At 63.2% G+C, this 13226-nt stretch carries 16 protein-coding genes; 5 read left to right on the top strand and 11 right to left on the bottom strand.

From position 1 onward, the window contains the following. Positions 1 to 11 precede the first annotated feature (11 nt). Together ACSQ16_RS17785 and ACSQ16_RS17780 are read left to right on the top strand one after the other, a co-directional pair. Entirely contained in the window at positions 12 to 581 is a 570-nt protein-coding gene (locus tag ACSQ16_RS17785; RefSeq protein WP_243262084.1) for a peroxidase-related enzyme, read from the top strand. Further along, positions 578 to 1531 (top strand): OmpA family protein, encoded by a 954-nt coding sequence (locus tag ACSQ16_RS17780; protein WP_243262085.1) that lies wholly within the window; start codon positions 578 to 580, stop codon positions 1529 to 1531. Before ACSQ16_RS17785 ends, ACSQ16_RS17780 begins: the two co-directional genes overlap by 4 nt. A gap of 1 nt (position 1532) precedes the next feature. Here the strand turns inward: ACSQ16_RS17780 and ACSQ16_RS17775 are convergent, their stop codons facing one another. Then, a complete protein-coding gene (locus ACSQ16_RS17775) occupies positions 1533 to 1964 on the bottom strand; it encodes an Lrp/AsnC family transcriptional regulator (RefSeq protein ID WP_243262086.1) in 432 nt (143 codons plus the stop codon). Between the two features lie 129 nt (positions 1965 to 2093). Between ACSQ16_RS17775 and ACSQ16_RS17770 the strand changes: the two genes are divergently transcribed. Further along, positions 2094 to 3335 carry an MFS transporter gene (locus ACSQ16_RS17770; RefSeq protein ID WP_243262087.1) on the top strand — a complete coding sequence of 414 codons (1242 nt, stop codon included), beginning with the start codon at positions 2094 to 2096 and terminating at the stop codon, positions 3333 to 3335. Here ACSQ16_RS17770 and ACSQ16_RS17765 read toward each other — a convergent pair. Genes ACSQ16_RS17765 through mbfA form a run of 6 tightly spaced genes read right to left on the bottom strand, consistent with a single transcriptional unit; the run spans position 3332 to position 8173 of the window. Then, entirely contained in the window at positions 3332 to 4246 is a 915-nt protein-coding gene (locus tag ACSQ16_RS17765; RefSeq protein ID WP_243262089.1) for an ornithine cyclodeaminase family protein, read from the bottom strand. The two genes, ACSQ16_RS17770 and ACSQ16_RS17765, sit on opposite strands and share 4 nt — an antisense overlap. After that, positions 4243 to 4863 carry an HAD family hydrolase gene (locus tag ACSQ16_RS17760; RefSeq protein ID WP_243262090.1) on the bottom strand — a complete coding sequence of 207 codons (621 nt, stop codon included), beginning with the start codon at positions 4861 to 4863 and terminating at the stop codon, positions 4243 to 4245. Before ACSQ16_RS17760 ends, ACSQ16_RS17765 begins: the two co-directional genes overlap by 4 nt. Before the next feature lie 32 nt (positions 4864 to 4895). Continuing rightward, entirely contained in the window at positions 4896 to 5348 is a 453-nt protein-coding gene (locus ACSQ16_RS17755; protein WP_243262092.1) for a YaiI/YqxD family protein, read from the bottom strand. Between the two features lie 3 nt (positions 5349 to 5351). After that, positions 5352 to 6185, bottom strand: coding sequence for an S-formylglutathione hydrolase (fghA, locus tag ACSQ16_RS17750; protein ID WP_243262093.1), 834 nt, complete (start codon positions 6183 to 6185; stop codon positions 5352 to 5354). Positions 6186 to 6213: 28 nt separating this feature from the next. After that, a complete protein-coding gene (locus ACSQ16_RS17745; RefSeq protein WP_243262095.1) occupies positions 6214 to 7143 on the bottom strand; it encodes an AEC family transporter in 930 nt (309 codons plus the stop codon). A 55-nt stretch (positions 7144 to 7198) separates the two neighbouring features. Next, a complete protein-coding gene (gene mbfA, locus ACSQ16_RS17740) occupies positions 7199 to 8173 on the bottom strand; it encodes an iron exporter MbfA (protein WP_243262096.1) in 975 nt (324 codons plus the stop codon). A gap of 154 nt (positions 8174 to 8327) precedes the next feature. Here mbfA and ACSQ16_RS17735 point away from each other — a divergent pair, with 154 nt between their 5' ends. Then, positions 8328 to 8816: an I78 family peptidase inhibitor gene (locus tag ACSQ16_RS17735; protein WP_243262097.1), complete on the top strand. Its 489-nt coding sequence runs from the start codon at positions 8328 to 8330 to the stop codon at positions 8814 to 8816. 10 nt (positions 8817 to 8826) lie between these two features. Here the strand turns inward: ACSQ16_RS17735 and paaK are convergent, their stop codons facing one another. Continuing rightward, positions 8827 to 10137 carry a phenylacetate--CoA ligase PaaK gene (gene paaK, locus ACSQ16_RS17730; protein ID WP_243262099.1) on the bottom strand — a complete coding sequence of 437 codons (1311 nt, stop codon included), beginning with the start codon at positions 10135 to 10137 and terminating at the stop codon, positions 8827 to 8829. Continuing rightward, complete coding sequence (gene paaI / locus ACSQ16_RS17725) at positions 10137 to 10574, bottom strand: hydroxyphenylacetyl-CoA thioesterase PaaI (RefSeq protein ID WP_243262100.1); 438 nt, start codon at positions 10572 to 10574, stop codon at positions 10137 to 10139. The genes paaK and paaI overlap by 1 nt, the downstream gene beginning before the upstream one ends. Before the next feature lie 130 nt (positions 10575 to 10704). Between paaI and ACSQ16_RS17720 the strand changes: the two genes are divergently transcribed. Further along, positions 10705 to 11052: a DUF2794 domain-containing protein gene (locus ACSQ16_RS17720; RefSeq protein WP_093927835.1), complete on the top strand. Its 348-nt coding sequence runs from the start codon at positions 10705 to 10707 to the stop codon at positions 11050 to 11052. Here ACSQ16_RS17720 and ACSQ16_RS17715 read toward each other — a convergent pair. Further along, positions 11049 to 11831, bottom strand: coding sequence for a C40 family peptidase (locus tag ACSQ16_RS17715; protein ID WP_243262101.1), 783 nt, complete (start codon positions 11829 to 11831; stop codon positions 11049 to 11051). The genes ACSQ16_RS17720 and ACSQ16_RS17715 overlap by 4 nt on opposite strands. After that, positions 11828 to 13210, bottom strand: a complete 1383-nt coding sequence (locus ACSQ16_RS17710; protein WP_243262102.1) for a leucyl aminopeptidase family protein — start codon at positions 13208 to 13210, stop codon at positions 11828 to 11830. The genes ACSQ16_RS17715 and ACSQ16_RS17710 overlap by 4 nt, the downstream gene beginning before the upstream one ends. Positions 13211 to 13226 lie beyond the last annotated feature (16 nt).

Genomic DNA, 13226 nt, shown 5'->3' with positions numbered 1-13226 from the left:
AGGATAAGACCATGGCCAACGACATGCCCACCGCCCTTGATCTGCCGATGGTCGATCCGCTGCCCGAAGCGACGCAGAAGTATTTCGACATCTGTCAGGAAAAGCTCGGAATGGTGCCGAATGTCCTGCGGGCCTATGCCTTTGACATCGACAAGCTGAACGCTTTTGCGGGCATGTATAACGATCTGATGCTGGCTGACAGTGCGCTCAGCAAGCTAGAGCGTGAGATGATCGCGGTGGCGGTGTCTTCGGTCAATAAATGCTACTACTGCCTTGTGGCCCATGGCGCGGCGGTGCGCGAAATGTCGGGCGATCCGCAATTGGGCGAGGCGCTGGTGATGAACTACCGCGTGGCCAAGATCAGCGCCAAACAACGCGCCATGCTGGATTTCGCGGTGAAGCTGACCGAGGCGAGCGCCAAGGTCGAGGAGGCCGACCGTCAGGCCCTGCGCGATGCAGGCTTCACCGACCGTAACATCTTCGATATCGCCAGTGTGGCGGGTTTCTTTAACATGACCAACCGGGTGGCCAGCGCCACCGACATGCGCCCGAACGACGATTACCACGCGCAGGCGCGATGAGCCGGTCGGGGGCTGCTGCGGCTCTGCTCTGGGTGCTGCTGGCAGCTCCGGCGGCGGCGCTTGAACTGGCGCTGCCCAGCATCGCACGCCCGACGGCAGAGCGTAACACCGCGCCGGATCGCTATGCGGCGCCGGTCGGGGTCTATGCCGAAGGTCAGGTGGCGCGGGTCAATGTAGATGGCAGTGTGCGCCGCGCCGCTTGGCGGATGGATACGCCGGGGCTGACCGCCTTGCAGGTGATGCGCCCGCTGCGGCGGCAGCTTAATGAAGCGGGCTTTGACATCGTGCTCGACTGTGCTGCGCGGGAATGCGGGGGCTTTGATTTTCGCTTTGCCGTGGAGGTGCTGCCGGGGCCGAACATGTATGTGAACCTGCGGGCTTTCCACTTCATCACCGCCCTGCGCCGGGGCGAGGACGGAACGCCGACCGAGGCGATCAGCATCCTTGCCAGCACGGCGGCGACCTCGGCCTATGTGCAGATTATCCAAGCCCGCAGCGGCGATGCGCCCGAAGGGGAAAGCACCCCCATCACGCCAGAGGCGACTGCCGAGGTGCCGCTTGCCACTGCGACGGGCGATTTCGCAGAAACTCTGAAAGTCGACGGCCATCTGGTCCTCAACCGGCTGGAGTTCGAGACCGGCACCTCTGCGCTTGGTCCCGGCCCTTTTGCCACACTTGAGCGGCTGGCCGAGTTGCTCAAGGCCGAGCCGGATCTGCGCGTGGCGCTGGTGGGCCACACCGATGCGGTGGGCAGTTTGGACGCCAACACCGCCCTGTCGCGCCGTCGGGCAGAGGCTGTGCGGCAACGTTTGGTGCAGAGCTATGACGTGGCCCCCGGCCGGGTCGAGGCGCAGGGCGCGGGCTATCTCGCGCCGCGGGCCAGCAACCTGACCGAAGCGGGCCGCGAGCAGAACCGCCGGGTTGAGGTGGTGGTGCTCTCTGCCGATTAGGCTATTTCGTGACCGTCATTTGGGTGGCCAGCAGCAGGTTCGTCTCGCTGGAACTCACCCCCTGAATGCGGCGAATCTGGCCCAGCACGCTGTCCAACTCTTCGACGGTCTCGGTCCCCGTTTCGACAATCAAATCCCATTTGCCATTGGTCGAATGGATCGCCTGTACGGCGGGCATGCCCGCAAGGATGCGTTTGATCCGGTCGGTGCCCGCCCCTTCGATGGCCAAGAGGGTATGACCCCGGATTGGGCTGTGGCGCATGTCTTCTTTCAGGATCAGCGTGAAGCCCAAAATTGCACCGGAACTGACCAGCCGCTCCACCCGCGCCCGCACCGTCACCCGCGACAGACCGGTGGTGGCCGCCAGCGCGGAATAGGACATGCGTGCGTCGCGGCGCAGTTCTGCGATGATCTTGTTGTCGATCTCGTCCATGGGGATCCCGTTTGCTTTGTCAGGCAGGGTTTACGTCAGCGCGGGCGGGCTGGCCAGTCTTTGGCCTTACGGATGCGCAATTGACGGCGGCGGGGAAACTCATAATCTGCCGCGGAAAGGATTTCCTCCATGCAAAGCCGCGCGCCCCTGTTCACCCCGGTCCTGATGGTCGGATGTATCATCATCATGGTCAGCTTTGCCGTGCGGGCCTCCTTCGGTGTTTTCCAAATCCCGATTGCCGAGGAATTCGCATGGGCGCGGAGCGAATTCTCGCTCGCCATCGCGATCCAGAACCTTGCCTGGGGCATCGGCCAGCCGATCTTTGGGGCGCTGGCGGAAAAGATTGGCGACCGAAAGGCGATCATCATCGGAGCGGTCGTCTATGCCGTGGGTCTGCTGCTCTCGGCCAATTCCGCCACACCGATTGAGCATCAGACCTATGCGTGGCTGGTGGGTTTTGGCATCGCGGGGACCGGGTTCGGCGTGATCTTGGCCGTGGTGGGCCGCGCCGCGTCGGATGACAATCGCTCCATGTCGCTGGCGATTGCCACGGCGGCGGGCAGTGCGGGGCAGGTCTTTGGCGCGCCGGTGGCGGAGTGGATGCTCAGCTTCATGTCTTGGCAGATGACCTTTGTCAGTTTCGCGGGTGTGATCCTTGCGATGCTGCTGACCCTGCCGATGATGCGCGCGCCTGCGATGGCCAGCCGGGCAGAGCTGGAGGAGTCGATGGGCCAGATCCTCGGTAAAGCTTTCCGCGATCCCTCCTATACGCTGATCTTTCTTGGCTTCTTCTCCTGCGGCTACCAGCTTGCCTTTATCACCGCGCATTTCCCGGCTTTCGTGACCGAGATGTGCGGTCCGATTTTGGCCGGTGGCGTGCTGCATAACATCGGAATCACGACCACCTCGGCGCTCGGTGCGGTGGCGATTTCGCTGATTGGCCTCGCAAATATTGCGGGCACTTTGCTCGCCGGATGGGCGGGCAAACGTTATTCCAAGAAATACCTGCTAGCGGGGATCTATGTGGGGCGCACGGTGATCGCAGCGGCCTTTATCATGTTTCCGATCACGCCGATGACGGTGATCTTATTCTCTGTCGGTATGGGGGCGCTTTGGCTTGCCACAGTGCCGCTGACCAGCGGATTGGTCGCGCATATCTACGGGCTGCGCTACATGGGCACGCTTTATGGGATCGTCTTTTTCAGCCACCAGTTGGGCAGCTTCCTCGGCGTGTGGCTGGGCGGGCGGATGTATGACATCTATGGCAGCTACACCGGCGTCTGGTGGGTCGGTGTGGCCGTGGGGGCGTTCAGCGCCGTGGTCCATTTGCCGATCCGCGAGAAACGGCTCGAGGGGTTGGTGACCGCTTAACGGGCCCGCCAACGCTCAAGGATGTGTCGCGCGGTCATCAGGTCGAGATGCGCGCCGCCGCCGTTTTTGAACAGGGTGATTTCGTCATCGCTTTGGCGAGTGAAGACCCCGAGGTCGTAGTAATCCGCGATCAGGTGATCGCGAGCGATTGCGCCTGCCTCAAGCGGGATGTTGATTTCGCCGATATGGCCGATCGTGGTGTCGAAACTGTCCACGAAGACCCGCGACCGCAGCAGCGCCGTGTCGTCCACCTCACGCATGTCGGGGCGGTAGGCGCCGATCAGATCGACGTGCTGGCCGGGTTGCAGCCAATCGCCCATGATCAGCGGGTCGGTCGACATGGTGGCAGAGGTGACGATATCGGCGGCACGGACGGCCTGCTCCAGATCGGTCGCTACGTTGATCTTTAGCTCAGCCGCCATCGCCTCGGCGTTCTTGGGCGTCCGGTTCCAGACGGTGAAACGCGCCTTCGGGAAGGCTGCGGAATAGGCGGCATGAAGCGCACGGCCTTGGGTGCCCGCGCCGACGATCAGGATGTTCCCACTGTCGGGTCGCGCCAGCCGCCGCGCGGCGAGCAGGCTGTCGCCAGCGGTTTTCCATTTGGTGACGAGGTGGAAATCCACGATCGCGGCGAGCGTGCCGGTCTCGTCATCAAAGAGGGACACGCCACCATTGACCATCGGCACTTCGCGGTGGGGATTGCCGGGGAAGATCGTGGCGGATTTCACCGCGATGCCCAGCCCGTCGATCCATGCCGCGCGGCTGAGAAGCGTGTCTTTGCCGCGATAGAGGAAGGTATCACCAATCTCGGCCTTGGGCAGGTCATGCCCCGCGGCCAGCGCATCGGTGAGCGCAATCCAGTCCAGCAGCGCTTCGCCTTCGTCGAAAGAGATATTGGGGATCACGGTCATGCGGCTTCCTCCCGGCTCAGCAGCCCGGCGTGAACGAGCCGGTCGGCCCAGCCCTGCGGTCCGGTGAAGTGATGCGTCTGCCAGCCGCGCGCGGCGGCGGCGGCGATATTGTCGGCGCGGTCGTCGGTGAACAGTAGCGCTTCGGGCGGCAGGCCGCTGCCTTGCTCCACGGCTTTGTAAATCGACGGCGCGGGTTTGATCATGCCAAGGTGGCCCGAAATGAAATCGCGGTCGAACTCACGCAGGAAGGGATAATGGGTTGCCGCGTGGTCATAGCTCTGGATGCCAAAATTAGTGAGCGAGAAGACTGGCACGCCACGCGCCTGAAGCGCTTTCATCAGCCGCAAGGAGTGGTCGATCACCGGGGCGGCCATCTCAATCCAGCGGTCGTGCCAGAGGCGGATTTCATCTCGCCAATCGGCGTATTCCTCAGCCGTGGCATAGATCGTGTCGCGGAAGTTTTCGCCGCTGTCGACGCGGTCGTTCATGCCGTGCAGGTCTACCGCGTCGAACATGGCGCGGCGGCGGTCGGGGCCGATGACGCTGTCGTAAAAGCGTTCCGGTTGCCATTCGATCAATACGTTGCCGATGTCGAAAACGACTGCCTGTGGTGTCATATCACTTGCCCTATCAATTCCTAAACGCGGGGCTAACCCCGCGTTGCCGCGCGCAATTCCCGCTCCAATGCCTCTAGGAAGCGGGAGCGGTCGGCCTTTGTAAACCCCTTGCCGCCGCCTTGGCGAAAGGGGTCGGCGGCGCGCAGGTCGGTCATCAGATCGCGGGTCGCCAGCACGTTGCCGATATTGGCCTGCGTCAGCGCCTCGCCGTTGTGTTTCAGCACCCTTGCCCCGGCTTCCACGCATTTCGCGGCCAGCGGGATATCCCCCGTGACCACCACATCGCCGGGCCCGCAGCGGTCAGCGATCCACATGTCGGCCACGTCGGGCCCGTCAGGTACGATCACCACCTCGACCAGCGGGTTTTGCGACATGCGCAGGCCCCCGTTCGAGACGAGGAACATCTTGACCTTATGGCGGGTCGCCACCCGCTCGGCCTCGGCTTTGACGGGGCAAGCGTCGGCGTCGATGTAGAGCGCGGTCATGGCTTAACCTGCATAGAGCGCGTCGGCGTGGAAGGCGACGTGATCTTCCATAAAGCTCGCCACGAAGAAATAGCTGTGGTCATAGCCCGGCTGCATGCGGAAGCTGCCTTGCTGGCGTTTGGCGGCCATGGCCTCGGCCAGTGCTTCGGGTTTCAGCAGGTCAAGGAATTGGTCGCTGCTGCCTTGGTCGATCAGGATCGGGCCATCGAAGCCTTTTTCGCGCATCAGCAGAGTGCTGTCGTGTTTTGTCCAAGTGCTTTCATCCGCCCCCAGATAGGCGCTGAGTTGCTTCTTGCCCCAGTCGCTCGACGTGGGGTGGGTGATCGGCGCGAAGGCCGAGACCGAGAGGAACCGCCCCGGAAGGTTCATCGCCAGTGTCAACGCGCCATGCCCGCCCATGGAATGCCCGGTGATGCCCTGCCGCTCCATATCAATGGCGAAGTTTTCGCCGATCAGGCCGGGCAGCTCATCAGCCAGATAGTCCCACATCTGATAGTTTTTCGCCCAAGGCTGCTGCGTCGCGTTCACATAGAACCCCGCGCCTTTGCCGAGGTCGTAAGCGTCTTCATCCGCCACATCCTCGCCCCGCGGGGAGGTATCGGGGAAGACGACAGCGATGCCGTGCTCTGCCGCCCAAAGCTGCGCACCCGCTTTGGTCATGGCGTTCTCATGGGTGCAGGTCAGGCCCGAGAGATACCACAGCACCGGCACCGGGCCGTCCTGGGCCTCGGCGGGGAGGAAGAGGCCAAAGGTCATGTCGCAGCCGCAGGCGTCGGACGCATGAGAATAGACCCCCTGCGTGCCACCGAAACAGGCGTTTTCCGAGATGGTCTTCATGGCAGCGTTCCTTTCGAACTTGAATGTGTCACAGGGCCGAGACCCAGCCTACGACAAGGCTGACGGTCACGATACTGACTGTGGTTGAGACGAGAATGGCGGCAGAGACCCGCTGAGGGGCGACGCCGTAGTGTTGAGCGAGCATATAGACATTGCCCGCGACCGGGAGAGAGGCCGTGGCGATGATAACCCCGGCTTTGTACGGGTCGACGCCGAAGAGGAATAGCGCGCCAAAGGCCACGAACAGCGGGTGCAGCACGAGCTTGCAAAAGGTCAGCCAGCCCGCGATCTCGATCCGTTCGGCGGATTTAGAGGCAAGCGAGGCACCAATGGCAAAGAGCGCCCCGGGGGTGGCGGCCCCGCCTAGGATGGCCAGAAATTCGTTCAGCGGCACCGGGATCGGGATGCCGAAGCCGGACCAAAGGAACCCCAGTGTGATGGCGACGATCATTGGGTTTTTCAGCAGGCCGAGCCCGACGATCTTGAAGGTCGCCAGCCGCAACTGCCCCTCGCGGGAGCCGGTGATGAGGATCACGATCAGGCTGGAGAAAATGATCATGTCGACGGTCAGCGCCAGCAGTACCGGGCCAATCGCCTCTGGCCCCAAGAGCAGCGTCAGCATCGGCACGCCCAGAAACCCGGTGTTGCCGATCACGGCACATTGCGCCTCGATCCCGTTGGTCGCCACGTCGAGCCCACGCAGGAAGCCAATGAGGCTCGCGATGGCATAGACGAAAGCCGTCCCCCAAAGGTAGGCAGCGACAAGGCGGCTGTCCCAAACCTCGGCCAGTGACAGGTTGGCAGAAAAGCGAAACAGCATCGCCGAAAGGGCGAAGTAGAAGACGAATTTGGTGAGATAGGCCGTCGCTTCGGCTGAGAAGAACCGCGTGCGCCCGGCCCAGTAGCCAAGGCCGATCAGCGCAAAGAACGGCAGGGTTTTCAGGAAGATCGCGACCATGGGTCAAGCATTAGCCAGCCCGCCCTTGGGGTGCAATGGGGCATGGCTCTTTGCCTTAACCTGAGCCGATCAGCACCCCAGCGGCAAAGACCAATGCGCCGCCCAGCACCACCTGGAACGCGGCGCGAAAGAAGGGTGTTTCCATGAACTTATTCTGGATCCACGCAATGGCCCAAAGCTCTACAAAGACGACGATGATCGCGACGACGGTGGCGGTCCAGAAGTCGGTGATGAGGTAGGGCAGGGCGTGGCCCAGCCCACCCACAGTGGTCATCACGCCCGACGCCAACCCGCGTTTTATGGGGGAGCCACGACCCGACAACTCGCCGTCATCCGACGCGGCCTCAGTAAACCCCATCGAGATGCCGGCGCCCACACTGGCGGCAAGGCCCACAAGGAAGGTCGTCCAAGTGTTATGGGTGGCAAAGGCCGTGGCGAAGATTGGGGCGAGGGTAGAGACAGAGCCGTCCATCAGCCCCGCCAGACCCGGTTGCACCCAAGTCAGCAGGAATTGCCGATGCGCACGGCTGTCCTCGTCGCTGCGGCTGTCGTCATCAAGGTGCCGTTCTGTCAGATCCTGTGCGTTGCCTTGGTGGCCTGCCTCGGCTGCGGCCAGATCACCCAAAAGCTGCCGGGTCGCGGCGTCGCTGGTGCGGGCCGCGGCGGCGAGGTAGAACTTCTCGGCATCCTGCTCCATTGCGGCGGCCTCTTGCCGGATGCGCTCCAGCGACAGGTTTTCGATCAGCCAGACCGGGCGCCGGGCGTAATAGCCAGAAACATGCTCGCGCCGGATGAGGGGGATGACCTCTCCAAAACGGCTGCGGTGCAGATCAATGAGGCGGCGGCGGTGTTCATTTTCCTCCTCGGCCATCCCGTCAAAGATTGCGGCGCTGTCGGGGTATTCTTCACGCAGCCGTTCGGCATAGTCACGATAGATGCGCGCGTCGTCCTCTTCGGAGGAAATAGCAAGCGCCAGCACCTCTTGTTCGCTGAGGTCTTTGAAACGTTTGCGGTTGAACGAAAATCGCATGGGAGAACTCCGTAATCTGGCGCTTACCGTAGTGCCATCGGCGGGTTCCAGCAAATGCAAAGCGCCTTGCCCTTGGCGACGCGCGGGATGGACCTACCTGTTGCGAGATGGTCGGCCCTTGCTCCGACGCCACGCGAATAACGAGGTTTGGAACATGAGATTAGTTTTCTTGGCACCCCTATTGGTGGCGGGCTGCGCCGAAGTGGCGACAGCGCCGGTGCAAAACCCCATTCCGGCCCCGGTTGCGCCGAGGGGGCAGATTACGCCTCCGGCGGCCACAACAACACCGCCCACACAGACCGCGCCACGCCCCGCACGGACAGAAGCGCGCGCCTCCACGACCAAGCCCAAGCCCCTGCCCAATTCGGTGATCGACGCGGTGAATGAGCCGTCTAGTAACTCCAGCAGTTCCAGCAATTCCAGCACGCCTACCGCGCCCACGCCTGCCAAGCCACTGGCGGAGACGTGCAAAGAAGGCAGCTGGTGGGGTCTGATTGGCCGTCCCCGCGCGGCGGCAAACATCGTGTCCGAGCCCAAGCGCGTCTATACCGAGGGCGACCCGGTGACCATGGACGCCAATCCCAATCGCACCAACATCGTGCTGGACGCGGAAGGGAAAATCGCCAAGGTCACCTGCGGCTAGGCTCGACCCCCTAGCCCTTTGGCCGCTTGTCGAGAATGCGCACGGCTTTGCCCTCTGACCGGGCAACGCCGCCTACGTCCATAACCTCGACCTTGACCGAGATGCCGACGGTTTGCTTGATCTGCGCCGAGAGCGCTTTGATTGCGGTGGCACGGGCGTCGGGGGTCACGCTGGCATCGGCGCATTCGCAGAGCACGCGCATCTGATCCATCCGATCGGGGCGCGAGAGTTCGATCTGGAAATGCGGGGCCAGCCCGGGCGTGGCCATCAGCGCCTCTTCGATCTGGGTGGGGAAAACGTTGACGCCGCGCAGGATAATCATGTCGTCGCTGCGGCCCGTGACCTTCTCCATCCGGCGCATGGAGCGCGCGGTGCCCGCCAGCAGACGGGTGAGGTCGCGGGTGCGGTAGCGGATGATCGGGAAGGCTTGTTTGGTGAGGGAGGTGAACACCAGCTCGCCCATTTCACCATCTTCGACCGGGGCACCCGTTTCGGGGTTAATGATTTCGGGGTAGAAGTGATCCTCCCAGATGTGCAGCCCGTCCTTGGTCTCCACACATTCCATCGAAACGCCCGGCCCCATGACTTCGCTGAGGCCGTAGATATCGACGGCATGCATGTCGAAGGCTTGTTCGATCTCAAGCCGCATGGCGTTGGTCCAAGGCTCAGCCCCGAAGATGCCAACCTCAAGTGAGGATTGGCGCGGATCAATGCCTTGGTTGGCGAATTCATCCAGGATCGACAGCGCGTAGGAGGGTGTCACCGTGATGCCCTTGGGCTGGAAATCTTCGATCAGCCGCACTTGGCGTGGTGTCATCCCGCCCGAGATTGGCACGGTCGAGAGGCCAAGCGCATCAGCGCCGAGGTGGATGCCCAAACCGCCGGTGAACAGCCCATAGCCATAGGCGTTGTGCAGCATGTCGCCCGGGCGCATCCCCGCCGCGCGCAGGGAACGGGCAACGACTTGGCCCCAGTTCGCCAGATCGTGCTTGGTATAGCCCACCACCGTCGGCTGTCCGGTGGTGCCGGAAGACGCATGGATCCGCGCCACCTGATCGCGCGGCACGGCGAACATGCCAAAGGGGTAATTATCACGCAGGTCGGTCTTTACCGTGAAGGGAAAACGCGAAAGATCGGAAAGCTGTTTCAGATCGTCGGGGTGCACGCCTGCATCATCAAAGCTTTGCTTGTAGAAAGGCACGTTGTCATAGGCGTGGCGCAGGGACCATTTCAGACGGTCCAATTGCAGGGCGCTGATTTCGTCCCGGCTGGCGATCTCAATCGGGTCGAGCGTGTCCTTCGCGGGGGTCAGGTCTTTCATCAGGTCGGCTCCTCCTCGGTAAATAGCTGGCCCTTGATGCTGCGGGAGAGCCCGCGAAACAGGGCCACGACACGGTCATCCTCGCCCGTGACGGTAACGTCATAGATGCCCGACCGCCCGCTACGCGACACTTCGCATGCGGTGGCGGTCAGCCGCTCCTCTGGCTGACCGGGGCTGAGATATGTGATTTGGTTCTGCTGGGCGACAGTGGTTTGGTTGTAGCTGTTGCAGGCAAAGGCAAAGGCGCTGTCGGCCAGTGTGAAGATAAATCCGCCGTGGCAAATGCCGTGGCCGTTCAGCATGCCCGGGCGCACCGACATCGACAAAACCGCGCCGCCGGGGGTCACATCGTCGATGGTCATGCCCAATCCGGCAGAGGCGGAATCTTGGGCGAACATCACCTCGGCACATTTGCGGGCGCGGGCTTCTGGGGTCATTCCATCGGGCCTTTGTGTTTCATTTTTCAGATTGGTTGCACAATTCTGTAACGCTTTCAAGAAATTTTGAGCGGCGCATTCGACCATGTCAGGGCTTGATTTGGCCCCCATCAGGGTCAACTGTAAAGCCATGAGCATAGAGCCCCCATCGCCGATCACGGCTTTCGAGCGCCCCGCCGAACAGGTCGCATTCCACCGCACGGAACTGTCGCTGATCCTATCGCTTTATGGCCGGATGGTCGCCGCCGGAGAGTGGCGCGATTATGGGATTTCCCACCTTAAAGAAGTGGCGGTCTTTTCAGTCTTTCGGCGCACGGCGGAGATACCGCTGTACCGGATCGAAAAGCGGCCCAAGCTGCGCAATCGGCAGGGCATGTATGCGGTGGTGGGCACCGGCGGGCAGGTGCTGCGCCGGGGCCATGACCTTAAAGCGGTGCTGCGTGTGTTAGAGCGTAAGCTGATCCGCGCGGTGGACTAAACGCCGGGGCGGCGATGTGCCGTCACCCGGCCGTCCCCGCCCGCCTCGATCCGGGCGATGGCGTCGGCGATGTTTTCATAGCTCACGGCCATCGCATGGGCATTGGCGTGGATCATCGTCTCGCCATCCACCACCAACGCGACATGGCCTTTCCAGAACAGCAGATCATTGCGCTGATAGGCGCCGCTGACGGGGGCGCCCACGGTCTTTTCCTGCTGGTCGCTGTCACCGGGGCAGGGGATGCCGCAGGCCAGCAGCGCCGCCTGCACGAGACCGGAACAATCAATCCCCCAGCGGCTGTTGCCGCCCCAAAGGTAGGGCGTGCCGAGGAACAGCGCCGCGATCTGCGCGGGGTCTTCCTCATGGCTGTCGATGGGGGCAAGGTGGCCGCGCGGGATATGGCCCTGCGGGGTCTCGGCGAAATCCTTGGTCTCTGCCCTGACCGTGACGCGCGCACCGTAGCTGAGGCTCAGCAGGTCGGGCGATTTTAGATCGGCGCTGACATAGGCATGGGTGGCGGGGACGCAGACACGGTGGGTGGCGTTGCGCGGTGTGCCAAGGGTGCTTTGCAGGACATAGCCGCAATAGCCATCCTTCTCGGCCTGCACATAGGCCCAGCCCGACGCCTCATGCAGGACGGTTACCTGCTCACCGAACAACACCTGCCGGTCGCGCGGCCCGTCGGGTCGACGGCAGAGGTCTGCCACCGGCACCGCCACCTGCGCGGCGCGGCTTTGGCTCGCCAGCGCCGGGTCTGGGGTGAGGCGTGGATCGCTCATGGCTTTAGCAGGGCAGGCAGTGCGGCATAGATCGCGCGGGTGCCTTGCCCGGTGCCGCCTTTGGGGCGGGCGGGGGCGTCGGCGGGCTGCCAGCCGTAGATGTCAAAATGGGCATATTTGCTCTCGGTCACAAAACGGCGCAGGAAAAGCGCTGCGGTGATCGACCCGGCGAACCCGCCCTTGGGCGCGTTGTCGAGGTCGGCGATGCCGGGCTCAATCAGCGCCTCGTAAGCGTCATGGAAAGGCATCCGCCAGACCGGATCGGCAGAGCCCGCAGCGGCGCTTTCCAAGGCCGAGACGAAAGCGGCATCGTCACTGTAATAAGGCGCAAGGTCCGGCCCCACGGCGACCCGTGCGGCCCCAGTGAGCGTCGCCATCGAGATGATCTGATCCGGTTTGTCCTCATCCGCCAGCGCCAGCGCATCGGCCAATACCAGACGCCCTTCGGCGTCGGTGTTGTTGATCTCTACCGTCAGCCCCTTGCGCGAGGTCAGGATGTCGCCGGGGCGGAAGGCGTTGCCGGAGACGGAGTTCTCCACCGCCGGGATCAGCACGCGCAGCTGCACCTCCATGCCGGTGGCCATGATCATATGCGCCAGCCCCAATACGGCAGCGGCCCCGCCCATGTCCTTTTTCATCAGCGCCATCGATGCACCGGGTTTCAGGTTCAGCCCGCCGGTGTCGAAACAGACGCCCTTGCCGACAAGCGTCAGCTTTGGCCCCTTGTCGCCCCACGCCATATCGATCAGGCGCGGCGCGCGGTCGGCGGCGCGGCCCACGGTGTGGATCATCGGCAGGTTGTTTTCCAAGAGCGCATCGCCGGTGATGACACCAATCTCCGCGCCATGCTGCTCGGCCAATTTGCGCGCGGCGGCTTCGAGATCGGGCGGCCCCATGTCAGAGGCGGGGGTGTTGATCAGGTCGCGGGTCAGCATCTCGCCCGTGGCAAGTGCGGTGATCTGCGCGGCGTCGATCCCTTCGGGCGCGACAAGCCGGGCCGCCAGTGGCGTCTGGTCGCGGTAGCGGTCAAAGCGGTAGCCTGCCAGCAGCCAGCCGAGCGCTTCATTCGCCGCTTGGTCCTCCGGCAGACCGCTTTCAATTCGGTAGTCCCCCGCAGGCAGCTTTGCCGCAGCGGCAGCAAGGTGAAAGCGGCCCCGCCGGCGCGCGGCTTCGGTGCCGTAGCCCACCAATGCCAGCGCGGGAGTGCCTTCCTCCCCCGGCACGACAAGCGCCTGACCAAGGCCGCCCGAAAAACCGCCGGCTTTCACCCATGCCTGCACAGCGCCGGGCTGATCGGCAAGCCAGCCTTCAAGCGCGGCTTCGCTCAAGACATGAAGCGGCAGGGCATTGGCGGAGGGGGTGGCGAATTCGGCGGACATGACAAACCTTTGCAAA

Source organism: Sulfitobacter sp. SH24 (assembly GCF_965641895.1).
Classification (GTDB): Bacteria; Pseudomonadota; Alphaproteobacteria; order Rhodobacterales; family Rhodobacteraceae; genus Sulfitobacter; species Sulfitobacter dubius.
The sequence above is the reverse complement of the archived record's forward strand: the minus strand, read 5'-3'. Positions and strand labels throughout refer to the sequence as shown.

Excerpts from the sequence above, each read along its gene's own strand:
- ACSQ16_RS17785 (WP_243262084.1), top strand. The coding sequence starts at position 12 with ATGGCCAACGACATGCCCACCGCCCTTGATCTGCCGATGGTCGATCCG.
- ACSQ16_RS17770 (WP_243262087.1), top strand. The coding sequence starts at position 2,094 with ATGCAAAGCCGCGCGCCCCTGTTCACCCCGGTCCTGATGGTCGGATGT.
- ACSQ16_RS17715 (WP_243262101.1), bottom strand. The coding sequence starts at position 11,831 with ATGAGCGATCCACGCCTCACCCCAGACCCGGCGCTGGCGAGCCAAAGC.
- ACSQ16_RS17720 (WP_093927835.1), top strand. The coding sequence starts at position 10,705 with ATGAGCATAGAGCCCCCATCGCCGATCACGGCTTTCGAGCGCCCCGCC.
- mbfA (WP_243262096.1), bottom strand. The coding sequence starts at position 8,173 with ATGCGATTTTCGTTCAACCGCAAACGTTTCAAAGACCTCAGCGAACAA.
- ACSQ16_RS17780 (WP_243262085.1), top strand. The coding sequence starts at position 578 with ATGAGCCGGTCGGGGGCTGCTGCGGCTCTGCTCTGGGTGCTGCTGGCA.
- paaK (WP_243262099.1), bottom strand. The coding sequence starts at position 10,137 with ATGAAAGACCTGACCCCCGCGAAGGACACGCTCGACCCGATTGAGATC.
- ACSQ16_RS17775 (WP_243262086.1), bottom strand. The coding sequence starts at position 1,964 with ATGGACGAGATCGACAACAAGATCATCGCAGAACTGCGCCGCGACGCA.
- fghA (WP_243262093.1), bottom strand. The coding sequence starts at position 6,185 with ATGAAGACCATCTCGGAAAACGCCTGTTTCGGTGGCACGCAGGGGGTC.
- ACSQ16_RS17755 (WP_243262092.1), bottom strand. The coding sequence starts at position 5,348 with ATGACCGCGCTCTACATCGACGCCGACGCTTGCCCCGTCAAAGCCGAG.
- ACSQ16_RS17710 (WP_243262102.1), bottom strand. The coding sequence starts at position 13,210 with ATGTCCGCCGAATTCGCCACCCCCTCCGCCAATGCCCTGCCGCTTCAT.
- ACSQ16_RS17745 (WP_243262095.1), bottom strand. The coding sequence starts at position 7,143 with ATGGTCGCGATCTTCCTGAAAACCCTGCCGTTCTTTGCGCTGATCGGC.
- ACSQ16_RS17765 (WP_243262089.1), bottom strand. The coding sequence starts at position 4,246 with ATGACCGTGATCCCCAATATCTCTTTCGACGAAGGCGAAGCGCTGCTG.
- ACSQ16_RS17760 (WP_243262090.1), bottom strand. The coding sequence starts at position 4,863 with ATGACACCACAGGCAGTCGTTTTCGACATCGGCAACGTATTGATCGAA.
- ACSQ16_RS17735 (WP_243262097.1), top strand. The coding sequence starts at position 8,328 with ATGAGATTAGTTTTCTTGGCACCCCTATTGGTGGCGGGCTGCGCCGAA.
- paaI (WP_243262100.1), bottom strand. The coding sequence starts at position 10,574 with ATGACCCCAGAAGCCCGCGCCCGCAAATGTGCCGAGGTGATGTTCGCC.